Genomic DNA, 22,475 nt, shown 5'->3' with positions numbered 1-22,475 from the left:
TTCTAATATATGAGAGGAGGAAACACCTAAATGAAACATAATCTATTGACAGTGAAAAAAGCCGTAAATGGCGATGGAGGAGCACTTGAATCGTTGCTTGTAATGGAAGAGAGAATGCTCTATGCAAAGGCCCTTTCATACGTTGGCAACAAGGAAGATGCCCTCGACGTTATTCAAGAAACGGCCTATCGTGCTTTTATAGGCATAAAAAAATTGCGCAATATTGACTATTTTTCAACGTGGTTGTTTCGGATATTAATACGAGAATGCTATACGTTGTTGAAAAAAAAGGGTCAAATGATTCCGTACGATGAAAGAGAATTGATGATTCGGTTGGAAAGCAAACAGGATAAACCGAATCATCACCCCATCTTGGAAGAGGCACTTTCTCAATTGAAGCCGTCTTTTCGAGTAGTCATTATCTTGTTTTATTATCATGATTTGTCCATAAGTGACATTGCAGTGATTACAGATAAACCGGTAGGGACGATTAAGACAAATTTACGTCGTGCTAGAAAGCAATTAAAAATAGATTTAGAAGGGAGCGACTTAGTCAGTGAAACAGCTACATACTGATATTCCAATTGAAGAAGTTCGCAGCGCCATTGTGACAGGGCTTGATCGAGGACGGAAAGCGAAGAATCGTAGAAAAAAAGGAGTTTACGCTGTCGTAGGAATTGCTGCTACTAGTACTATTTTAGTTGGCTCAGCGTATATGTCACCGGCTCTTGCAAATAATTTGTCACACATCCCCATCATTGGCTCAATATTCGGCAATTCCGATGTAATTGGCTTACAAGAAGCACATAAAAGTGGTTTATCAAGTCAAGTGGGTGAAACTCAATTAGTAGACGGGATTTCAATTACCCTTGAGGAAGTGATTTATGATGATAGTACACTCTCTTTCAGCTATCTTATAAAAAGTGAAGAACCATTGTCGGATTATTACTTTGGTGCAGGAGCTGAGCTTACAATTAATGGTGTTTCTCCCTCTACTTATGGTGGAAGTTATGGAGAAGAGCATCTTTCAGACACCACACGTACAGCCATTCAGACGATTGGCGTAACCGATGAAATGCCCGATCACTTTGAAGTAGGATTGGTTTTGCATGGAGAAGAGGGGGAATCATGGTATTTCTCAACACCTGTCCAAAAGGTCGATTCTGAAAAAATAGTCGTTAATCACACGCAAACGGTTGATGGCTTGACTGTAACAGTACCAGACCTCTCCTATGGAAAAACAGGATTAAATTTAACGTATCAAGGCTTTGATGAAAGAACAGATGTTGAACAGAGTTTCGGAATGGAGATTGAGTTTCAAGTTGTTGATCAAGATGGGAACGAAATAAATGGTATGGGGGGCGGCGTTTCCGGTAACATTGTACACAATAAATTTGAGTTTTCGAGCATAAAATCGTTTGATCCGATCGATGATACGGTAACAGAATTGACGATTACGCCTCATGTTGTATTACCGACAAATGGGGGCAGTGTCCACATAGATGAAGATGGGAATGAAACAAAGCAGCCGTTTGATGAAAAAGTTGGAGAGCCACCGACATTTACTTCTTTTAAAGTAAAACTAAAAAATTAACCTATAAGCAGGGAGTCATTCCTTGCTTATTTATGTTTTTTAAGAGGAAGGGGGTTTTTGTTATAGATAACCATTAAGGAGGTCGAGCCATGGGAAAAGAGACTGTTAAAAGGAATTGGGCATACGTTATTAAGTCTGCGTTATTGCTTATGATGTCCATTGTGTCTATTGCTAGAAGCACAGAGGACATTGCAGTAGAAGTCATCTTTATAGAGGAAAGGGAAAAAAGAAGCACATCGGGCGTTGTGTTGTTGGGAGATGTCGATTATTCTTTTAGCTTCTTTTTTTCTTCCCATTTGATCATATAAGGCCGTATGAAAAAGCCGTATAAAAAACCACCTATAGCAAAGCCGAGGGTAGAGAGCCAATCTGGATTGCCTTCACGTAAAACAAGGCTCATAATGAGCATCATTGTTGCATAAACAAAACTGAACAAGAGACCGTCCTTTAACCGGGTATTCACGAGGGTGCCTTCATTTCCGACGCCATGAAGTGAAAGATTGTATAAGTCAGTCCTGAAAGAACGGTTGCGCTAATAATGTTAACGGTTTGATAACCAGTAGCAAGAATGACAAGTAGCCAAACAACGACAGCGATTGCGATGCATAATGTATAGGTTCCTTTCATTAGTTGTCCCTCATTTCGATTTTAATTGCTCTTTGTATATACCCTGATTAAAGGGTTATAAACGAGCGTGAAAAAAGAGCAAGGCGGTTAGCCTTGCTCTTTCTTTAAGGTTTACGGCGCCCTGAGATAAGTTGGAAAATAAGAACAACGAGTGCAATAACTAATAAAATATGTACAAGGTTTCCACCGATTTCTCCGATAAATCCAAGTAACCATAATACGACTAAAACAACCAAGATCGTCCACAACATGGTAGTTCCCTCCTTTTTCGTAGCGTCTTTATCTTTTCCCTCTATTCAAAAGGTGAAACTGAGAAGAACTTCCTTATTAACTTCCTTTTAATTGTAAAAGAAACGGGTCATGTAATATGTATAAGAAGACGATTGTTAGGAGCGGTCATTTCAACAATCGTCATTCAGTCTATGAATCGAGACAGTAGTAGATAAATCGATTATACAATTGATTGACAATTATAATTTATTGAATTAAGCTAATCTTATATTTTTTGATAATATTCATTTTCATTATCGTAAGTTGTATTAGTAGCTAGAATGATTTACTAAACGTCATAACTCCTGAAAAAAATATTCTGAGTTGTTGGAAAAGTGAGTGATAGGTTTAATGTTCATCATCGTAACAATCAAAACAAAAGATAGGATTATTCTTTTTAATTAGAAAGGAGGTGAAATGATTGGCTAAAATCGACTCAAAAGAAACACCTGTTGTTAATTTGGATCTAGAATTGCTAGGTGGGTCACGCCCCCGCTAACCACCATCTTCTTTTATACTTAGTGAATTTATAAGGAAAGGTAGTGAGAAGAATGGCTAAAATTGACTCAAAAGAAACACCTGTTTTTAATTTGGATTTAGAACTGCTAGGTGGATCACGTCCTAGGCGATAACCGTCATCTTTTTTATACTTATGGATTTTATTTGGAAAGGTAGTGAGAAGAATGGCTAAAATCGACTCAAAAGAAACACCTGTTGTTAATTTGGATTTAGAATTACTAGGTGGATCGCGTCCAAGAGTTCACTAACATCCGTTTAATCATACTTAATCAACTAATAATAAAGGTGGTGTAATGAATGGCTAAAATTGAATCAAAAGAAACGCCTGTCGTTAATCTAGACTTAGAATTATTAGGTGGATCACGTCCAAGATAACAAAGCAATTAAAGAAACCTTAATAGATGGCTATTAAGGTTTCTCTCTTGAAAAAGAACGAATGCGATGTGTAACAGTATGCTTATGGAGGGTGATTACACTGTTGGATCATTTATATAAACAACCTGATGGAAAGCTATTCGAGCTTGTGAATCAACTGAAGGAACCGACGATGATATATGATTTAGACGGAATAAAACATACAGTGAGAGTACTGAAAGAGGATATTGAGTTAATTGACAATGCCTTTCTTCATCTAGCAGTAAAAGCAATACATAATAAGGAAATGTTGAATCATTTTGCTCACCTAGGTCTCGGATGCGATGTTGCGAGTGTTGGTGAATATCGTCTTGTTCACGATAGTGGCTTTAGAAAGATAACGACGACAAGTCCATACTATAGCCGCGATAGCATGAGCACGTTTGTCGAGAACGATATCGTTATGGATCTAGATTCTATGGATCAACTAAATGATTTTGTTGAAATGGGTTACTCGAAAGAAGTAGGCTTGAGGATTGCGATACCTATTCCAGAAGAAATGGATACAATTGCTACCTTTGGCTTGGATAGCAGATTCGGCATTGATTTTTATGAAAACAAAGATGAACTAGTACGTTTAAAAGAAACATACGATTTGACAATTAGCAATCTTCATATTCATACAGGGCAATCTACCGGTGCTTCTTTTCAGTTTAAACTAAATTACTTATTAGATATTGCAAGTCAAATAGATACAATTAAAACGATTAATCTTGGCGGTGGTCTTTTTTATTTATTTCATAATCGTGAAGAAACGAGAGAACTGTTTAAAGAAATGAATCTGCTTATACGAAACTGGGAGAACGTTCATGGCAGAAAGTTAGAGTTTATTTTTGAACCTGGTGGTGCTTTGTTAGCTGGTAATGGTTATTTGATTTCAGAAATTGTCTCGAAGAAAGTACATAAGAAAAGAAATGTTACGATGTTGCAATGCGATACATCATTTTGGAATTTATCCCCTTGGATACGCAGCAATCCGATCTTTCTAAATCGTTCTGATGAAGTAGAGCGCGTTGTTTTTGTGGGAAATACGCTATTTGAAGGAGATTCTTTGTCAGATTTTAAAGAATATGAAGTACCCAAAGTAAAAAGAGGCGATAAGGTACTTTTTCCAGCATTTGGGGCTTATGCCTTAACGAATGCCAGAAGATTTAATAGGCTTAATCTACCAAACCAATATGTGTTAATTGATGGAGAAATCCATTCTTTAGAGGAGGAAATACGAGGTGAACCGTTCCACTCGGTATAAAGTAAATCCAAATGTGTCTGTTATACGTACTAGTGCTCAAGACATCATCCTTACCAACATGGGGAAGGGGAGAGAATACCACATACCACTAGATATGTTTACTCTTCTTTCTTCGTTCAATCTCCCTGTAAACGTGGAGCAGGCTATATCGATCTATAGGAACTCCAATCAACAAGTACTTGAAGAAGCGGAGTTACTAGAATCTATAGAAGAGCTTGAAAAGAACGATCTCATTGTGCTAGCTGATGTAGATGTTCAAATGGCAAATAATATTGCCCAATCAACGAATCGTTTCTTTAATTTTAATGGTATGAGAATGGAAGAGGTCATTAATATTGGTGGCCATATAGCGGATGCAGTCGCTATTATCGGCATGCCGTTTGATCACAATGTAACCAATTTACCAGGCAGTCGATTGGGCCCTGAATATTTGAGGCGTCACAGTCGATCAATTGTACCCTATGGTTTCCCTCAAGTAGAAGTGAAAGGACAATATACAGAAGGGGTCCAATTAGCGAGTAAGGTGTTTGATTGTGGAGATATCTCTGGACACGTATTTGATCGAAACGGTAGGCAGCAAAGACAATTAGAGGAAATTGTGAGGAAACTAACATTAGCGAAGATTAAGCCTGTAATCGTCGGTGGAGATCACTCGATTACGTATTCGTCCTTACAAGGGATTCTCTCGCATAAAAAAATTGGCTTGATCCATATTGATGCCCATTATGATGGCGGGGGAACCGAACAAGTATCATTTAAAGATATTCACCATGGGAACTTCATGGATGGGTTTTTAAATGAAAGAAATCTTGAACATATCCTACAAATTGGTCAAAGGCAAAGAGTGGATCAAGAGCATGTACAAGCAGAGAAGATTGAAGTCGTTTCTTCTGGTGAACTGGATATAAGCGACTATTTAAGAGAGGGGTTGCCCTACTACATAACGCTTGATGTCGATGTATTAGATCCTAGTTTTATGTCTTCAACAGGTACCCCAGTCCCGCTTGGTATGCACCCTAAAGAATTGATGGCTATCTTAACTAGTATAAGAGAACATGACATTATAGGTGCCGACGTGGTGGAATTTCTTCCGTCCGAGCATAAAGTTCATGAAGCCTTACTTGTAAATGAGCTGTTGCTAACGTTGATCAGTATGATGACGAAGGTGGATTTATCATGAGTCTATTTCCTAAGCTCCCTCAAAATATGTTTAATAGGTCTAACGAGATTACGAGCCCGGCAGTTGTGTATGATGCAGAATCATTAACACATGTTGTGCATCACTTAAGACGTCGTTTAGGTAGTGTGAAAAAAATGAAACTCTACGTTTCAATGAAAGCGAATCGGAATGTGGGTTTAAATGCGTATATGTCGAGGGTTGTTGACGGGGTAGATGTCTCTTCGTACGAAGAATATCAAGTTGCTACAATAGCTGGTTATTCACGCATTAGTGCAACATCTCCAGGAATAAAAATCGAGCATATCCATGAAATGATCGAAAACCAAGTGCAGTTTGATTTTGATAACGTCGAGCAACTATATGCCTATTCATGTCAGTACAATGAAAGCAGGCAGCCCAAGGATATTGGCTTACGGTTAAATATTCCGATTGGATCAAACGGTGCTACGACTTATCTATCAAAAAGCCGATTTGGGATTAATGTAAGTCAATCAGAAAATCAACAAGCGCTTAAAGAGATTTTAAAAGAGTTCCACTATAAAGTGATAAGCATCCATATTCACATTGGAGAATTAAATAATTTTAATACGGTTAAGGACACCCTTAACTATTTAGTAGATATTCTTTCTCTTTTTCCGGATGTCCAGACATTAAACCTTGGCGGTGGTCTCACGCGGTTATTCTCAAATGAAGAAGACATAGATAAAACATTTGAGCTCATACAATCCTATACGGAACAGTATTTACCGAAACTGAAAGAAGTCATATTCGAACCTGGTATGCTTGTTTACGTGATGGCTGGTTATTTAAAGACGAGTGTATTATCCGTGAACAATGGGGTGGTCAACATGGATTCTTCTTCTTGGAATTTAATAGAATGGACAAAAGCGAATGTAAAGATTGTTTACACTAGTTCGAGTGGAGACATGGAACAACAAACCATTGCTGGTAATACGTGCTATGAAAAAGATATCTATTTCGAGAACATGGCTTCTAATAAACTGTCATTAAACGATTATATCGTATTGTTTCCATTTGGAGCCTACACCATTTCTATGAGTAAATCCCTTCACGGTATTCCGACCCCAAAGGAATATTTGTATATAAACGATGAATTTAAGGAATTATCTGTTGGCGAAAGTCAGGTGTACGCATGACAAACCATCTACTTAGTGAACTGGATCTTTTAAACTGTATGTCTGAAGATCTACAACTAGACATATCGATAGATGCGCATACTATTGAGAACCAAATCAACGCAAATGACAATGCATTCTTAATTGAACACAAGCTAGAGGAACTGTCTCAAACAATTAGAATGAAATGGATTCGTAAGAATATCCAACATACGTCTACGTTTATGAGATCGCCACTTCAAACCCCGACTACTTATGGAGGAACGGTCCATGACTTTTCGTACGAACGAAATATAGAGACAACTTCCTTAGAAGATAAGATACAAACGAGTAATGAACGAGTAAGTTGGAATAATACCGCCTTAGCTTTTTCAAGCGGGATGGCTACATTGAGTACGCTGTTCAATAGCTTATTGTCATTCTATTCCCCAAGTCAAAAAAATCCATTATCGATGGTTTGTTTTGCCGACTACTTTGAAAGCAAAGGGTTGTTAGAAGTGATCGCTAGAGAACACTTGTCTATCACGTTTAATCATACGGGGAAAATAGATTTTAATGCTTTTGATATCATCTACATTGAACCAACGAAGTATGACTGGGACATGAATTATTTTGACACGGATCAAAGTTTTGAAAGGCCGATAGAAGATAAGAAAAAGTTTACATTCATTATCATTGATAGCACCTTATCTCGAGATAATAGCACAAGAGACGCTATTCTGGCTAAATGTAAACATCAGCCATTTACGGTTGTTTTGGAATTCTCATCTGGATTAAAGCTTCATCAATTTGGATTAGAGTTTTGCAACTTTGGCTATTTAAACAGCTATTGTCGAAAGGATGACGCGGAAATCATCGACAGTAATAAGCTAAGACAATACATAAAAAAAGTCCGCACTCTGAATGGGAGTGCCTTATCCTTCGAGTCAGCCAGTGTGCTTGATGCACCTTTTATTTTCAATGAAATCAAGACAAACCACTATATTGATCGGGTTTTTGAACATAACGTAGAATTAAAAAAGAATACACGTATCGGTGGTTTATTTAAGAAAATATCAACTGCTGAAAAGGGGTCTCCGTTTGTTGTTTTCCAGATCGAGAACAATGATTTGGATGACTATGGCTACTTAATGGGCGTGTTAGAGAATCAGTCTAAACAAGCAGGTGCACTGTTTTATAGAGGGTCAAGTTTTGGCTTTAGACATCATCGTTATGAGACCATTATCCCTGATAACAAAGTGCGCAAAGGCTTGTTTAAAATTGCTATGGGATTTCGAAAAGGACCATCCTTTGAATTTATTCTACGTTTTATGAGGGAGCTTTCAGAACTGAATAACATGAGAGAGCTGAGAACGAAATTTCCTGATATAACACCTGTAAGCTTCGATCATTTAGATTAATTAAAGGTGGTTTGGAGATGAATGTCTATAAAAGAACGATTGTGAATGTATATGAATAACGATTTGATGCAAATTGTTAGAAAGATCAAAATTCCTAAACGTATTCTTACTGTGGGATTGGTTTTATCCATTGCCTTTGCTGTATCTGCAATCATTACACCGTTAATTATTAAAAACTTCATTGATGATGTCACCTATAGCAATGAAGTGAATAGCCAATTGCTCTATGCGCTGATTGGGCTCTTTTTGATTCAAGGTTTACTGAATGGGCTATCTACGTATATCTTAAGTTTGCTTTGTGAAACGATGATTTATCGACTGAGGCTACAAGTATGGAGTAAGATTTTAACATTACCACTTCGGTTTTTTAACGAAAATCGACCAGGTGAACTAGTAAGTAGATTAATTGGCGATATTGAAGAAATTAATATGTTTCTAACTGAACAAGTTCCGAAATTATTGACGAATGTCGTGTTAATTATCGGTTCATTGATTGCTCTTTCGTTGATTTCCTATCATATGGTACTCTTTATCGTTATCGCTCTAGCCCTATTTTTATGCGTCATTGTTCCATTTAGTAAGAAAATGCAAACCATTTCTTACGATTTTCGATTAAATGTTGCCAGATTGTCTGCTTACTTTTTAAGAATCATTGAAAACATTGAAGTGGTAAAAGTATATAAAACCGAAAAGAAAGAAGTAGACAATGGGAAAAAGACTCTTCATTCTATTTTTAAATTGGGCATGAAAGAAGCAAAGGTCTATGCTTTTCTAGAACCACTTGTGATGATTCTTTCCATTATTCTACTAACCGCTGTCATGGGATATGGGAGCCTATTAATTTCTCAAGGAACCTTAACGTTCGGAGGCTTTTTAGCGGCCTTTTTAATTTTATTTCAGTTATTCAGCCCATTAAGAGCTTTTTCAAGTATATGGGTGTCGTACAGGACAGCCTCAGGTGCATCTGTTTTTATCCATTCTATTTTTTCATTCGAATCGGAGGCAACAGGAGAATTAGCACAAGGTTCTAAACAAAATGCTGTCGAGATAAGAAACCTTACGTTCTCCTATAAAGACACCCCTGTTTTACGAAATGTGAATGTAGAATTAAAGCATGGAGAAGTAGTGGCCGTTGTTGGTCCTTCTGGCAGTGGGAAAAGTACGTTCTTAAAGCTTCTTTTAGGTCTCTATTCGCCAGATAGTGGATCTATTCTTTACAATGGCGAACGTGTTTCTCACTCTGCATTCTATAAAAGTAAGATTGGGTATATTCCGCAAGATAGCTTATTGTTTGATGCAAGTGTTGAAACAAATGTTTTTTATGGCAATGAAACGAAGTCAAGCGATGCGTTTCTAGCATTACTTGACCGACATTTTATGAATTTTGACTATGACTCCTTGAAAGATGAGTTTGCTCCTAATTTATCAGGAGGGCAAAAACAACGAGTGAATATTCTAAGAGCCCTTTCTAAAGAAAGAGAGATCATTTATTTAGATGAGCCTACTTCAAACTTAGATAGTGAAAGCGAAGCCATCCTACAAAAGTATTTACATCGTAATGTGGAGAATAAAATAGTCGTCATTATTGCTCACAGGTTATCAACAATTATTAACGCGGATCGAATTATCTTTTTAGACAATGGACAGGTAACGGGTGAAGGTACCCATCACACCCTTTATAATTCACACCAAAAGTATCGGAGCTATGTAGATTTTCAGGTATTACAATAAGAATTTTTATAGTAAATAGAATAGGAGGGCTTTACATGATCCATATTTTAAAAAAGCCACAGTTAACGGAAGTAGCGGCTTTCATTTCTAACTTAAACTCGTTACCAGAGCATCATGTGGGGTTTTGTGGAAAGAAAAAGGAAGAAATTCTACATACATTAGAAGAAGATTTTGGAGATATACCAGCAGTTGATGCTTTTGTCTTAGCAATAGAGGATGAAAAAACGGTTGGTGTTTGTGGTTTTGATGCGGATATAGAAAGAGGAAGTGCAGAGATCTGGGGTCCATTTGTAAATGCTAAGCAAGCAGCTAAGGTTATAGAATTACTGTGGACTTCCTTGCTTTTAGAAATGCCTAAGTCTATAAAAACGGTAGAATTATTTCCTGAAAAAAAGAATACAGGCGTCCTTACTTTCGCTAAAGAGTTCGACTTTTCAAATGGAAGTGATCAAACGATTTTAACCTGTTTTAACCATACGTTTATGCATAAAAAAGTTAAAAGCGACGCCATCGCCAGCATTCAAACGAATGAGTACAATCAATTAATCCATCTTCATGATCGCCTATTTCCTAAAACCTATTTGTCTGGAAACGAAATGATCGATCAACTAGGTGAAGCGTCTCACGTTTTTATTGCCAGCGATGAGGCAGGGCGTGTCACTGGCTACGTTCACGTTGAGGCAAGCCCAGATTTTGGAGAAGGTAGTATTGAATTTTTGGGAGTAGACACTAATTCACGTGAGAAGGGATTAGGGACAGCTCTCCTCTCAAAAGGATTAGAATGGTTGTTTTCATTTGAAAGCATAGATGAAATCACATTGTGTGTGAATTCGGCTAATGAAACAGCGATTCATATTTACCAAAAGCTCGGTTTTCACAAGGAACACGAACTTCTCTCTTATGAAAAGCATCTTAGTTGAGCAAAGATGATCGGGACCTTCTACAAGTTGTGATGGGAAGGTCTTTTTTGCATTTGTTACATAGTAAAGGCTGTTTGGGTGAATGAAGGTCGCTGCTCTTGATCATGAACGCTTAGTCCATCCAAACTGGTCGTCTAGTTGACCGACTAGCGATTCCGAGTTCTAAGTTGTATACTGACTTTAAAATATGTGCGAAGAAAGTGTGTAGTCGATGACATTAGTTACATTGGAGAATGTTTGGAAACAAGAAGAGAACCAAACCATTCTAAAAAACATCTCATTTTCACTGGATGGATCATCACACGTTGGAATGAAAATGAACGAAAAGGAAACGGCGACACTTTTTGAGCTAGTCTGTGGTGAGCAAATTCCTTCGAGTGGGAAGATTGAACGAGAAGCTGGTTTAATCTTGCAAGACCGTAGTGATGACGGGCAGTATGAACCATTAACGGTACAACAGTATTTACGCTTTTTCAAAAAAATTGCGGATTTTCAGAAGCCTCTTGAGGCATTTATTTCTATCTTTTCGTTATCGGATGTGTGGCATAAGAAGATTAAGGACCTTACTAAAGAACAAAAAAAACGGGTAAGTTTATTTCGGATATACTTATTTTCTCCAGAAATTGTGCTGTTAGAAAACCCGCTAAACACGCTATCAGATGAAGGAATTGAATTGTATATCCAGGCATTGGCCTACGTTCAGAACCAAGGGATTGCTACGCTCATTACATCAAACTACATTGAAGATCTCTTGTTGGTAAGCAAACAAGTGTACCGGTACCGTTCTACAATAGGTTTAGAAACGACTGACCTAGTAGAAGAACCAGATGGACTTCAAAATGAAAAAGTCGAAAATGAGGGAGTAGCACCGAAGAATATCTTCAAAGTAAGTTGTAAAATGGCGGATAAACTAATTTTCTTCAGCCCAGACGAAATTGATTACATTGAAAGTATAAACAGCGTCAGTCATATACGCATTGAGGAAGACTCTTTTCCAACGGATTTAACAATGAATGAGTTAGAGGAAAAATTACGTACGTTTGGATTTTTTCGATGCCACCGGTCTTATTTAGTTAACTTGCAGCGAGTTTCTGAATTAATTAGTTATTCGAAAAACAGCTACACCCTTATCCTCAAAGGGAGTGCCCAAGCAAAATTGCCGTTATCTCGAAATCGTTTAGATGAAATGAAAAAATTGCTTACACTATAGGGGACGTTTCAGGTTGAAGTGGGTACATTTCAACCTTTTTTCTATACATTTCGGTGGTGAAGGGTACGTTTCAACGGGGTTTAAAGACATATGTCGATTCGATTACTACACTAAGGGTGTGAGATTAAAACACCCGCTTTTGGAGTGGTGAAGGAGTGAATGCAGGATGACAGATCAAAGGGTCATTGAAGTTAAACGGGTAGCAAAGTCATTTAACAAACATACAGCTTTGCAAAATGTTTCGTTTTCAGTACAGGCAGGAGAGATCTTCGGTTTTCTCGGTCCTTCTGGATCAGGAAAAACAACAACCATTAAACTGTTAACAGGACAGCTGGCGCAAACGTCTGGTCACGCTTTTGTGCTGGGAAAACCTGTGGAACAGATTAACGAAAGCATCTACGAACAAGTTGGAATTGTGACGGACAATAGTGGCGTATATGAGAAATTAACGGTTTATCAAAATATGGCGGTGTTGGCAAAAATCCTTGGCGTTGATCGACAGCGTGTGGATCATTTATTAAAGCGAGTGGGTCTAATGGAACATAAAAAAAAGTTGGCTCATCAACTATCAAAAGGAATGACCCAGCGTTTGATTCTTGCAAGAGCCTTGCTTCATAAGCCAAGGGTGTTGTTTTTAGATGAGCCAACGAGTGGGTTAGATCCTAGTACAGCGGAAGCGGTTCACGAGTTGTTAATGGAGATAAAGGATTCAGGAACGGCTATCTTTCTAACAACCCACAATATGGAGGAGGCAACAAAGCTGTGTGACCACGTTGCTCTTTTAAATGAAGGTGTTATCGTCGAGCATGGTGTACCGAAAGAAGTGTGTTTAAAATATAACAAAACGAGACAATATCGAGTGCAGTTGGTTACAGGTGCGGAAAAGGTTCTACTTCATTCTGATGAGGCAAGTAAACAAATTCACGAATGGATGTCACAAGATCAACTTCTGACCATTCATTCATGTGAACCTACACTTGAAACGGTTTTCTTGGAAGTTACGGGGAGGAAATTAGTATGAATGTGTCGCTTCGAAAAATAAATGCCATTATTGTGTTAAAGTTTCAGACCATCATGAGCAATACAAGTGTCATTCTAACACCAGTTCTAGCACTTGTCTTTGCATTTGCAATGAGGCATTTGATGCCTGAAGTAGATGTAAATGAAGCAGGAATATTCTTTTCAACTGGTGCGTTTGTACTTAGCTTTGGCCTTATTTTTAATATTGCTATTGCTGGTATTGCGATGAGTAGTAGCCCGTTAGCAGAAGAAAAAGAAAAGAATACGTTACGGGTGTTAATGACTTCTTCTGTAAGTGGTTTGGACTATTTAATAGGAACCATTATTCCTCCACTTGTCATCTTAACCATTACGAATCTTTTATTGATTCCCGCAAGTGGGATTGCTTATGCAGACGTTCCACTGTTGAGCTACTTGGTCATGACAACGGTCGCAAGCTTTATTAGTTTATTAATTGGCTATGTCGTAGGAATCTTTTCTCAGAATCAAACGCAATCGGCACTGATTAGCATGCCAGTTACGCTGCTGTTCACGTCTGTACCAGTGATACGATTTCTACAGAATGATCTGTCTTATCTTGTTGATTACACGTATACAGGCGTGCTAACAAACTTTGCCAGTACGTTATTTGCAGAAGGTCAGTATAATTGGAATCTTTTTGATACTAGTGTATTAGGTGCGTATTTACTACTCTCCGCAGCGATTTTCGTACTTGCCTACAAGCGAAATGGATTGGATCGCTGACAAGAGATTTAAAAAGGAGCGTGTGCAATGTTTTCAAAAAAAGAACCAAATCGTTTTGCAGAAAAACAAATGCAACATTACCAATATGGGCTTATTCATATACTAATTGATCGCGAGACAGGAGTACATTATTTGCATCTGTGGAACCCACAAGGGAGTAGTGTAACACCCTTATTGGATGAACAGGGGAATGTCATGATTGATAAGTCCGCAGCAGAAGAATGAAGGCATCACGTTAAAAGAAAAGCGCCTGAATAGGAGATGGAGTCCGTTATAAAAACGGACTCTTTTACGTTGATGTTCCGTTTTTTTGTCTCGCTTTCTTAAATGTAATCAAAATGTAATAAACGAACTCTTTCAGCATGAGAATAAGCATTTTACGCGTCGATTCATAAAAGTATTGATCTATTTATCACATATGTGCTTTCTTTTTTGCTAAAGTATAGACTTGTGGTTTTGAGCAGTGAAAGGGGAAAAAGATGGCAAAAGGTCAACAGAAAGTGTTACAGACCGTAAATTGGCCAGTTTTTATCATGAGTGGAGGATTCTTACTTCTCTTTGTCGTGATGGCTTTTACAAACATGGAATTAACATCCTTTTTAGTCGATAAAGGATTTCAACTCGCCATAACGTACTTTGGTGGGTATTGGCAATTGTTACTACTCGCAACGTTTTTAGTTGGAGCGGTTCTAGCGTTCTCGAAGCTTGGTTCCGTTCGCATTGGAAAATTAGATAAACCGGAAATGGGATTTTTTAAATACCTCGCGATCGTTGTAACGACGGGGCTTGGAGCTGGTGGCGTCTTCTGGGCTGCGGCAGAGCCGTTGTATTATTTTCTGGAAGCACCACCTACGTATAGTGGCGTCATTGAAACGACAAACGATGCCATTCAAGTTGCACTTGCGCAAAGCTTTATTTCTTGGGGATTTACTGCTTGGGCAGTCTATGGCGCGATTTGTGCCATCGTGATGGTGTACGCGCATAATCACAAAGGTATGCCGTTAAAGCCTCGTACGATTCTTTACCCCATTCTAGGGGATCGCATACAGCATAGTAAATGGGGAACAGCCGTTGATGTGTTCTGTATTATTGGAGCCGCTGCCGGTACAATTGGTCCGATTGGCTTCTTAGGGCTACAAGTGAGTTACGGGGTGAATGCACTATTTGGTTGGCCGGATACGTATGTAACCCAAGTCGCCATTATTTTAACCCTTACGAGCATTGTTTTACTTTCAACATTAACTGGAATCGAAAAAGGGATTCAGTGGCTTAGTAAATTAAATGTGAATACAGCATTGTTTATCGGTGTTTTCTTAGTTTTATTTGGCCCTGGTATTTTTTTAATTGATTCATACATTTCAGCAACAGGAACCTATCTGTCCCATTTTATAGAAATGAGCACATTCAGAGGTGATAATGAGTGGTCTGGGGCATGGATGCTCTTCTTTTTTGGCTGGTTTATCGGCTTTGGGCCAATGGTAGCACTCATGGTAGCGCGCATTTCTCGCGGGAGAACGATTCGAGAGTTATTTCTCGTTGTGGCGATTATTACGCCCATTTTAACAAATATCTGGTTTACGATATTAGGTGGCTCAGGTATTTTCTATGAGATTCAGACACCTGGATCCATTGCGACTCCATTAGAAGAAAACGGATTACCGGCTGCCATTATAGCGATTGCCAGCCAAATGCCTCTCGGTAGTATCATGCCGTTTCTCTTTCTATTACTAACGATCTTGTTCGTCGTAACAACAGTGGATACAATGTCGTATTCACTTGCGATGAGTGTGACAGGAAAAGGAAATCCAGCAAAAAGCATTCGGTTTTTCTGGGCAACCATTATGTCCATTATAGCGATGATCTTAATTAATGTTGGAAATGGTGGAGTGAATGCACTCCAATCATTTGTTGTTATTGCCGCAGTGCCTGTATCACTCATTCTATTACCACTCTTGTGGGGTGCACCGAAAATTGCGCTCCTCTTGGCAAGAGAACAAGGAATTATTTCTAGAGAAAAAAAGAATAGAGAATAAATGTGTAAACACTCACTTACCCAAAGTGAGTGTTTTTTACATTGGAAGCTTTATTTGTATTGTTATTATGTAAACGCCCTGAACGAACCGATGCGTTTATAGTGAAAACGTTTTATCGCATACGAACAGCATTTCCAATGAAAATATACTTGCTACTGAGCCTCAGTTTTCGGTAAAATCGAATGCAGGGTCTTTTTTGTTTTATGAACCGATCGAAACAGCTAATGAAAGCATAAATAGAGGAAGCAATAGAAGAAAGGAACGAAACATCACTATGACAAATAATTTTTGGCGTGACTTGCCACGGCCATTTTTTATACTTGCACCGATGGAAGATGTGACGGACGTCGTGTTCCGCCATGTTGTGAGCCATGCGGCACGACCTGATGTGTTTTTTACAGAGTTCACAAATTCTGAAAGCTATTGTCACCCGGATGGGAAGCAAAGTGTACGTGGTCGCTTAACATTTACTGAAGATGAACAGCCGATGGTTGCCCATATATGGGGAGACAAACCTGAATTGTTTCGGAAAATGAGTATCGGGATGGCGGAAGAAGGGTTTAAAGGAATTGATTTAAACATGGGATGCCCGGTACAGAATGTTGCTGGAAACGGAAAAGGCAGTGGCTTGATCCGTCGTCCGGAAGTGGCGGCAGAGCTCATTCAAGCGGCGAAGGCAGGTGGTTTACCTGTAAGTGTTAAAACGCGCTTAGGCTATACGTACGTGGAAGAATGGTTTGAATGGCTGACGCATGTGCTAAAACAGGACATTGCCAACTTGTCCATTCACCTTCGGACGAAAAAGGAAATGAGTAAAGTGGATGCCCATTGGGAGCTCATTCCTAAAATCAAAAAGCTACGTGATGAGATTGCGCCAAATACCCTATTAACGATTAATGGCGATATTCCGAACCGTCAAGTTGGCTTAGAGCTCGTCGAAAAATATGGGGTCGATGGTGTCATGATTGGTCGTGGTATTTTTACAAACCCATTTGCGTTTGAAAAAGAACCACGTGAGCATACAAGCGAGGAGTTGCTTGAACTTTTGCGTTTGCAGCTTGATCTTCATGATAAGTACCATAAGATTGAATCACGTGCGTTTAAGCCGCTTCATCGTTTCTTTAAAATATATGTCCGTGATTTCCGAGGTGCCAGCGAGTTGCGAAATCAATTAATGAATTCAACATCAACAGATGAAGTTCGTGCATTGCTTGATGCTTTTCAAGCAGAACAAATAGAAACAGCTTCCCATTAAGAGGGGGAGCTGTTTTTATCTTTTTTCGCGCTCTCGCGCTCTCTTTTAAACTTCTTCGTATAAGTGACAAGGGTTTCAACGTTCAAATCAAGTCCTTGCTCGTAAATCTTCTTAATCGCTTTGCCAAGCGACCACGTAAGCGTACCAGCGACTCCTGCGCTAATCGCTGAGCCCCAGCCCGGAACAAACTTCGAAAGCTGACGAAAGGCCGTTCGACCAATGTTGCTTACAAGATTGGTCACAATCAGTTCTTTTGCTCGATCTTTTGTAATGGTCTTCTCATAAAGCTTGGCTAATTTAATCATTAATCCGACTTGCACGGCTGTAATAGGCACAATATCAGATCCTGGTACAGGAATTGCGCCTGCTGAAGCTGCTGCAAGGGAAGAGCGGTTAATCCACTTATTCGCAATGCGAGATTTATCGTTTAACGCTTTGGCGAACTGTAATTCTTTATTTTTTTTTTGAAGAATGTCGGCAATATGATCTTCTAACTCACCAAGATTAAAGCCTGTTTTTGAAGAAAGCGGGATGACTTTAAAACGATAGCTCGTTTTTTCTTGAATATAATGAAGTAAGCTAGGGACATCGTCAGCAATATCGACTTTATTTAAGACTATTAGGATGTCTTTATTAATAGTTGCTAGCTTCTCAAGTTCTTTTGCTTCTGTATCTGAGAGTACAGTACCTGCTGCATTTAAGAAGAAAAGGACAACATCGGCGTCCTTATAAAAATGGATTGTTTCTTGCGAATGGGTTTGCACCACATCGTTCAAGCCTGGTGTATCGACAAATTGGATATGTTTTTTATACGCGTATTTTTTTATTTCAATGGTTTTCCCTGGTAAGCCAGATGTTGGAGCAACGTTTGCGCCAAATAGAGCATTAATTGTTGTTGATTTTCCGGTATTTATATCACCAATCAAGGCAAACAACACATCTTCTTCTAGCGATCGGTTGATGTTTTCCATTTGTTCGTTAAACGTTTGATTAAAAGCTGCGTCAAATTTCGAAGCCATTGGCATCACCCTCCGTCGTGGTTCAATTGTGTGTCTGTTCTTATTATACTACGGGTGACTTTATTCGTCACAAATGAGAGAAGGGATCGGTAGTGGTAATCAATCATTCTAAATTTGAAGGTAATGGGAATCACGAGTGTTCTGTTAGTTTCCCAACTTTTTATAAGACCTTTCTTTTTATTTCGTAACCCAAAACAATTACAATGGGAGTAAATCATTAAAGGAGAGAGATAAATGACACAATCACTTGCACCAACACTATTTGAGAAGACGCCTTTCGGTAAAGGAGAACTTCAGAGTAAAGTTGTCATGGCACCAATGACGAGAGTGTTTTCTCCTGATGGTGTGCCAACGGAAGAAGTAGCGGCTTATTATAAAAGAAGGGCAGAACACGGTGTCGGACTAATTGTAACGGAAGGAACTGCAATTGATCACCCGGCAGCTGTTATGCATAAAGATATTCCTCGTTTCTACGGTGAGAAAGCATTAGCTGGATGGAAGCATGTGGTTGACGAAGTACATAGCGCAGGTGGGAAAATTATTCCGCAGCTTTGGCATATCGGATCAGCCAGAAGACAAGGAAATACACCAAATGAAGACGCTCCTCCAGTAAGTCCATCTGGTTTAGCAGTTGATGGTAGCGAAAATGGTGTGGCATTAACAAAAGATGAGCTAACATCTATCATTCAATCCTTTGCACAAGCTGCTGCTGATGCGGAGCGCATTGGTTTTGATGGAATTGAGCTTCATGGGGCACATGGCTATTTAATTGACCAATTTTTGTGGGAACGAACCAACCAGCGCACGGATGAATATGGTGGCGATCTCGAAGGTCGAACTCGATTTGCAGTAGATGTTGTGAAAGCGTGCAGAGAAGCGGTAAGTCCAGATTTTCCAATTGTATTTCGTTTTTCTCAATGGAAAGGCGGCGTTTATGACGCGAAGCTGGCACGAACACCGGAAGAGTTGAAGCAGCTGTTAATGCCGCTTGCAGAAGCTGGTGTTGATATCTTCCACTGTTCGACTCGTCGAATCTGGGAAGCTGAGTTTGAAGGAGTCGAACCATTAAACCTTGCTGCGTGGACGAAGCAAGTAACAGGAAAACCGGTCATCTCTGTTGGTTCACTTGGAGTTGATTATGCATTCTTAAGCAAAAAAGAGAACGACGAGCACTCGATTGATGAAAACCTACGCTTAGTTGACGAAAAACTTCGTGCTAAAGAGTTTGATTTTGTTGCGGTAGGGCGTGCATTATTAGCAGATCCTCAATGGGCAGAAAAAATTCGAGACGGAAAACAAGAAGAAGCGATTTTATATACAAAAGAAGCAGAAAAAACACTGTACTAATACACGTTTGAACCCCTATTGTTTAAGGATAATGAATAGGGGTTCTTTTTATATAGGAAGATGGAATGGAAGAAGTTGTTACGTTTACCCTCCTTTATCATAGGATGATGATAACAGTCCATTCAGTGTGGATTCTTTCGTTATTCACGTTTGATAGATAAGAGGTGATAATGCGTGTCCGATCAATATATCTTCGTAAATGGTGTGCAAATTTTTAAACGAACCTGTACCAATGGTAGGGAAAATAAATGGTGTTATGGCCATTCATTAGGAGGGTGGACAGGAGCTACCGGTTCGCCAGGGCCTACTGGATTTACTGGAGCTACTGGAGCTACTGGACCTACTGGACCTACTGGAGCTACTGGACCTACTGGAGCAGGATTTGAAGGAGCAGAAGCGTTTAATCCCGGCAATGCTTCAGGTTACATGTTAGGTCAGATTGTTACGCACGATGGGAATACCTACTTAGTAAACACAAATTACCCAACAGGTATTCCAGGTAGCTCTCCAGACTATACACTGCTCGCTGAAAGGGGAGCGACCGGAGTTACCGGCGTTCAAGGAGAAAGCGGCGTTACGGGAGCTACGGGTATTCAAGGGGAAAGAGGAGCCACCGGACCTACGGGCATTCAAGGGGAAAGAGGAGAAACAGGAGCAACGGGCGTTCAAGGAGAAAGCGGCGTAACGGGAGCAACGGGCATTCAAGGGGAAAGAGGAGCCACCGGACCTACGGGCGATCAAGGAGAAAGAGGAGAAACGGGAGCGACCGGCGTTCAAGGAGAAAGCGGCGAAACAGGAGCGACGGGCGTTCAAGGAGAAAGAGGAGAAACCGGAGCGACAGGCGTTCAAGGAGAAAGCGGCGTAACAGGAGTAACGGGCATTCAAGGGGAAAGAGGAGCCACCGGAGCTACGGGTATTCAAGGAGAAAGAGGAGAAACGGGAGCGACGGGCGTTCAAGGAGAAAGCGGCGTTACGGGAGCGACCGGAGCTACAGGGATTCAAGGAGAAAGCGGCGAAACAGGAGCAACGGGCATTCAAGGAGAAAGAGGAGAAACCGGAGCGACAGGCGTTCAAGGAGAAAGAGGGGAAACCGGGGCGACGGGAATCACAGGACTAACCGGAGTGACAGGCCCTCCAGGCCCACCTACAGGAGCCACGGGCCCAACAGGACCAGAAGGACCAGGCCCTCCAGGCCCAACCGGAGCGACAGGTATCACAGGCCAACAAGGAATACAAGGACTAACGGGAGCCACGGGAGTGACAGGAGCTCAAGGAATACAAGGCCCAACCGGAGCGACAGGTATCACAGGCCAACAAGGAATACAAGGACTAACGGGAGCCACCGGAGTGACAGGCCCACAAGGGATACAAGGACTAACAGGAGCCACCGGAGTGACAGGAGCTCAAGGAATACAAGGACTAACGGGAACCACCGGAGTGACCGGTAACCAAGGAATACAAGGCCCAACCGGAGCGACAGGTATCACAGGCTCACAAGGGATACAAGGACTAACCGGAGCGACAGGTATCACAGGCTCACAAGGGATACAAGGACTAACCGGAGCGACCGGAGTGACAGGAGCTCAAGGAATACAAGGACTAACGGGAACCACAGGAGTGACAGGTAACCAAGGAATACAAGGACTAACCGGAGCGACCGGAGTGACAGGAGCCCAAGGAATACAAGGACTAACCGGAGCGACAGGTATCACAGGCTCACAAGGAATACAAGGACTAACCGGAGCGACCGGAGCCCAAGGAATACAAGGACTAACGGGAACCACCGGAGTGACAGGAGCCCAAGGAATACCAGGCCCAACCGGAGCGACAGGTATCACAGGCCCACAAGGGATACAAGGATTAACAGGTTCCACTGGACTAACAGGGCCTGCATCATTATCGAACTTTGCCGTTGTGTTCTCATCTGCTGGGGGTGCGGGGAGGGGTACCGTTCACCCATTGGCAAATGCAAGTGGGGTCCCGAGTCGAGTGAATCTAATCTCCTTCGGAAGAACAAGCAATGATATAACGGTACCTGATGGAAGTAGTATTCCAATTCCGTTTGGTAGTGATAACTATCAATTTTTCTTCTCTTTTCCTCAACAGGTTACATTAACAGGTATCTCTGTAACGTTTAATAATTGGAGTACTTTTTCCGCGGCAACAGGTACGGATTTTAGACCGTTTGTTGCGTTAGCCACGTCACCACAAGGAACGTATAACTTTACAATAGACACTGCGATGCAGCAGCTTCCATCTATTGGATATACAGCAGGTGCGTCTAATCCAAATACAACAATTCTTACCGGGAGCTCGACGGGTTTAAATGTAACAATACCAGCTAATACGTTGTTAGCTATAGTAGGAGGAATTGTGAATTTGAATACAGGGGCAAATGCAGAAATCTATATTTATATGAATGGATCGTTTTTCTTTAGAAGTAATTAGAGAAGTTTAACTACAAGATTAGCGAAATCGGTTCGTTAAACATTGAGAGGGATTTAACGGAAGTCATCTTTGAACTGGTAGTGAATGCTATAGTGCATTCATTCAAAGGTGACTAGCCGTTTTCCTTTCAAAATTCTATTCTTAGTCTAGATTCGTTCGATAGATCCCTTACCTTGTAGCCAAATGTAAATGTCTTGATCTATCTATATGTTTGTAAAGTTTTGTATTTATGTAATGAATATAGGCGACATACGCTATAATAAAAGTGTTCAAGAATGGGACCTTTTCTAGGTCTTTTGGTGGTGAAGAATGCAAAACTTTTCAAATGAATTGATGCAAGATAAAGATAATTAAGCTAT

At 40.1% G+C, this 22,475-nt stretch carries 20 protein-coding genes; 17 read left to right on the top strand and 3 right to left on the bottom strand.

Features of this window, described 5'->3' with window-relative positions; all coding sequences use genetic code 11:
• Positions 1 to 30 precede the first annotated feature (30 nt).
• From PQ477_RS05205 to PQ477_RS05195, 3 genes are all read left to right on the top strand, one after another.
• A complete protein-coding gene (locus tag PQ477_RS05205) occupies positions 31 to 576 on the top strand; it encodes a sigma-70 family RNA polymerase sigma factor (protein WP_144560061.1) in 546 nt (181 codons plus the stop codon).
• A complete protein-coding gene (locus PQ477_RS05200) occupies positions 557 to 1,594 on the top strand; it encodes a DUF4179 domain-containing protein (RefSeq protein ID WP_274273079.1) in 1,038 nt (345 codons plus the stop codon). The genes PQ477_RS05205 and PQ477_RS05200 overlap by 20 nt, the downstream gene beginning before the upstream one ends.
• Before the next feature lie 89 nt (positions 1,595 to 1,683).
• Positions 1,684 to 1,902, top strand: coding sequence for a hypothetical protein (locus PQ477_RS05195; RefSeq protein WP_274273078.1), 219 nt, complete (start codon positions 1,684 to 1,686; stop codon positions 1,900 to 1,902).
• A 151-nt stretch (positions 1,903 to 2,053) separates the two neighbouring features.
• Here the strand turns inward: PQ477_RS05195 and PQ477_RS05190 are convergent, their stop codons facing one another.
• Together PQ477_RS05190 and PQ477_RS05185 are read right to left on the bottom strand one after the other, a co-directional pair.
• Positions 2,054 to 2,221, bottom strand: a complete 168-nt coding sequence (locus tag PQ477_RS05190; RefSeq protein ID WP_158318553.1) for a hypothetical protein — start codon at positions 2,219 to 2,221, stop codon at positions 2,054 to 2,056.
• Positions 2,222 to 2,325: 104 nt separating this feature from the next.
• Positions 2,326 to 2,472: a lmo0937 family membrane protein gene (locus PQ477_RS05185; protein ID WP_187204464.1), complete on the bottom strand. Its 147-nt coding sequence runs from the start codon at positions 2,470 to 2,472 to the stop codon at positions 2,326 to 2,328.
• A gap of 1,016 nt (positions 2,473 to 3,488) precedes the next feature.
• Here PQ477_RS05185 and PQ477_RS05180 point away from each other — a divergent pair.
• From PQ477_RS05180 to PQ477_RS05125, 12 genes are all read left to right on the top strand, one after another.
• On the top strand, positions 3,489 to 4,673 hold the full coding sequence (locus tag PQ477_RS05180; protein WP_035397447.1) for a diaminopimelate decarboxylase family protein: 1,185 nt from the start codon (positions 3,489 to 3,491) through the stop codon (positions 4,671 to 4,673).
• The gene (locus PQ477_RS05175) at positions 4,651 to 5,853 is read left to right on the top strand and encodes an arginase family protein (protein WP_144560053.1); all 1,203 of its coding nucleotides are present in this window, start codon (positions 4,651 to 4,653) and stop codon (positions 5,851 to 5,853) included. The genes PQ477_RS05180 and PQ477_RS05175 overlap by 23 nt, the downstream gene beginning before the upstream one ends.
• On the top strand, positions 5,850 to 7,010 hold the full coding sequence (locus PQ477_RS05170) for a type III PLP-dependent enzyme domain-containing protein (protein ID WP_144560051.1): 1,161 nt from the start codon (positions 5,850 to 5,852) through the stop codon (positions 7,008 to 7,010). Before PQ477_RS05175 ends, PQ477_RS05170 begins: the two co-directional genes overlap by 4 nt.
• A complete protein-coding gene (locus PQ477_RS05165; RefSeq protein ID WP_274273077.1) occupies positions 7,007 to 8,389 on the top strand; it encodes a hypothetical protein in 1,383 nt (460 codons plus the stop codon). Before PQ477_RS05170 ends, PQ477_RS05165 begins: the two co-directional genes overlap by 4 nt.
• Before the next feature lie 45 nt (positions 8,390 to 8,434).
• Positions 8,435 to 10,120, top strand: a complete 1,686-nt coding sequence (locus PQ477_RS05160; RefSeq protein ID WP_274273076.1) for an ABC transporter ATP-binding protein — start codon at positions 8,435 to 8,437, stop codon at positions 10,118 to 10,120.
• A gap of 35 nt (positions 10,121 to 10,155) precedes the next feature.
• Positions 10,156 to 11,040: a GNAT family N-acetyltransferase gene (locus PQ477_RS05155; RefSeq protein WP_274273075.1), complete on the top strand. Its 885-nt coding sequence runs from the start codon at positions 10,156 to 10,158 to the stop codon at positions 11,038 to 11,040.
• A gap of 211 nt (positions 11,041 to 11,251) precedes the next feature.
• On the top strand, positions 11,252 to 12,250 hold the full coding sequence (locus tag PQ477_RS05150; RefSeq protein WP_035397463.1) for a LytTR family transcriptional regulator DNA-binding domain-containing protein: 999 nt from the start codon (positions 11,252 to 11,254) through the stop codon (positions 12,248 to 12,250).
• A 166-nt stretch (positions 12,251 to 12,416) separates the two neighbouring features.
• The gene (locus tag PQ477_RS05145) at positions 12,417 to 13,271 is read left to right on the top strand and encodes an ABC transporter ATP-binding protein (RefSeq protein ID WP_035397465.1); all 855 of its coding nucleotides are present in this window, start codon (positions 12,417 to 12,419) and stop codon (positions 13,269 to 13,271) included.
• Positions 13,268 to 14,014: an ABC transporter permease gene (locus tag PQ477_RS05140; protein WP_060704633.1), complete on the top strand. Its 747-nt coding sequence runs from the start codon at positions 13,268 to 13,270 to the stop codon at positions 14,012 to 14,014. The genes PQ477_RS05145 and PQ477_RS05140 overlap by 4 nt, the downstream gene beginning before the upstream one ends.
• Positions 14,015 to 14,041: 27 nt before the next feature.
• Positions 14,042 to 14,239 (top strand): DUF6440 family protein, encoded by a 198-nt coding sequence (locus PQ477_RS05135; protein ID WP_274273074.1) that lies wholly within the window; start codon positions 14,042 to 14,044, stop codon positions 14,237 to 14,239.
• Positions 14,240 to 14,493: 254 nt separating this feature from the next.
• Positions 14,494 to 16,047 (top strand): BCCT family transporter, encoded by a 1,554-nt coding sequence (locus tag PQ477_RS05130; protein ID WP_052008211.1) that lies wholly within the window; start codon positions 14,494 to 14,496, stop codon positions 16,045 to 16,047.
• Positions 16,048 to 16,321: 274 nt separating this feature from the next.
• Positions 16,322 to 17,302 carry a tRNA dihydrouridine synthase gene (locus PQ477_RS05125; RefSeq protein ID WP_274273073.1) on the top strand — a complete coding sequence of 327 codons (981 nt, stop codon included), beginning with the start codon at positions 16,322 to 16,324 and terminating at the stop codon, positions 17,300 to 17,302.
• On the opposite strand, the gene PQ477_RS05120 is transcribed toward PQ477_RS05125, so the two are convergent.
• The gene (locus PQ477_RS05120; RefSeq protein ID WP_187204465.1) at positions 17,299 to 18,321 is read right to left on the bottom strand and encodes a YcjF family protein; all 1,023 of its coding nucleotides are present in this window, start codon (positions 18,319 to 18,321) and stop codon (positions 17,299 to 17,301) included. The genes PQ477_RS05125 and PQ477_RS05120 overlap by 4 nt on opposite strands.
• A gap of 234 nt (positions 18,322 to 18,555) precedes the next feature.
• Here PQ477_RS05120 and PQ477_RS05115 point away from each other — a divergent pair, with 234 nt between their 5' ends.
• Entirely contained in the window at positions 18,556 to 19,668 is a 1,113-nt protein-coding gene (locus PQ477_RS05115; protein ID WP_060704636.1) for an NADH:flavin oxidoreductase, read from the top strand.
• A gap of 174 nt (positions 19,669 to 19,842) precedes the next feature.
• Positions 19,843 to 22,116, top strand: a complete 2,274-nt coding sequence (locus tag PQ477_RS05110; protein WP_349775497.1) for a collagen-like repeat preface domain-containing protein — start codon at positions 19,843 to 19,845, stop codon at positions 22,114 to 22,116.
• The last annotated feature ends 359 nt before the right edge of the window (positions 22,117 to 22,475 follow it).

Source organism: Shouchella hunanensis (assembly GCF_028735875.1).
Lineage (GTDB): Bacteria > Bacillota > Bacilli > Bacillales > Bacillaceae_D > Shouchella > Shouchella hunanensis.
This window is presented reverse-complemented; position numbering and strand designations above follow the sequence as displayed.

Excerpts from the sequence above, each read along its gene's own strand:
- PQ477_RS05115 (WP_060704636.1), top strand. The coding sequence starts at position 18,556 with ATGACACAATCACTTGCACCAACACTATTTGAGAAGACGCCTTTCGGT.
- PQ477_RS05160 (WP_274273076.1), top strand. The coding sequence starts at position 8,435 with ATGTATATGAATAACGATTTGATGCAAATTGTTAGAAAGATCAAAATT.
- PQ477_RS05135 (WP_274273074.1), top strand. The coding sequence starts at position 14,042 with ATGTTTTCAAAAAAAGAACCAAATCGTTTTGCAGAAAAACAAATGCAA.
- PQ477_RS05170 (WP_144560051.1), top strand. The coding sequence starts at position 5,850 with ATGAGTCTATTTCCTAAGCTCCCTCAAAATATGTTTAATAGGTCTAAC.
- PQ477_RS05165 (WP_274273077.1), top strand. The coding sequence starts at position 7,007 with ATGACAAACCATCTACTTAGTGAACTGGATCTTTTAAACTGTATGTCT.
- PQ477_RS05155 (WP_274273075.1), top strand. The coding sequence starts at position 10,156 with ATGATCCATATTTTAAAAAAGCCACAGTTAACGGAAGTAGCGGCTTTC.
- PQ477_RS05120 (WP_187204465.1), bottom strand. The coding sequence starts at position 18,321 with ATGGCTTCGAAATTTGACGCAGCTTTTAATCAAACGTTTAACGAACAA.
- PQ477_RS05205 (WP_144560061.1), top strand. The coding sequence starts at position 31 with ATGAAACATAATCTATTGACAGTGAAAAAAGCCGTAAATGGCGATGGA.
- PQ477_RS05140 (WP_060704633.1), top strand. The coding sequence starts at position 13,268 with ATGAATGTGTCGCTTCGAAAAATAAATGCCATTATTGTGTTAAAGTTT.
- PQ477_RS05195 (WP_274273078.1), top strand. The coding sequence starts at position 1,684 with ATGGGAAAAGAGACTGTTAAAAGGAATTGGGCATACGTTATTAAGTCT.
- PQ477_RS05125 (WP_274273073.1), top strand. The coding sequence starts at position 16,322 with ATGACAAATAATTTTTGGCGTGACTTGCCACGGCCATTTTTTATACTT.
- PQ477_RS05190 (WP_158318553.1), bottom strand. The coding sequence starts at position 2,221 with ATGAAAGGAACCTATACATTATGCATCGCAATCGCTGTCGTTGTTTGG.
- PQ477_RS05130 (WP_052008211.1), top strand. The coding sequence starts at position 14,494 with ATGGCAAAAGGTCAACAGAAAGTGTTACAGACCGTAAATTGGCCAGTT.
- PQ477_RS05185 (WP_187204464.1), bottom strand. The coding sequence starts at position 2,472 with ATGTTGTGGACGATCTTGGTTGTTTTAGTCGTATTATGGTTACTTGGA.
- PQ477_RS05150 (WP_035397463.1), top strand. The coding sequence starts at position 11,252 with ATGACATTAGTTACATTGGAGAATGTTTGGAAACAAGAAGAGAACCAA.
- PQ477_RS05145 (WP_035397465.1), top strand. The coding sequence starts at position 12,417 with ATGACAGATCAAAGGGTCATTGAAGTTAAACGGGTAGCAAAGTCATTT.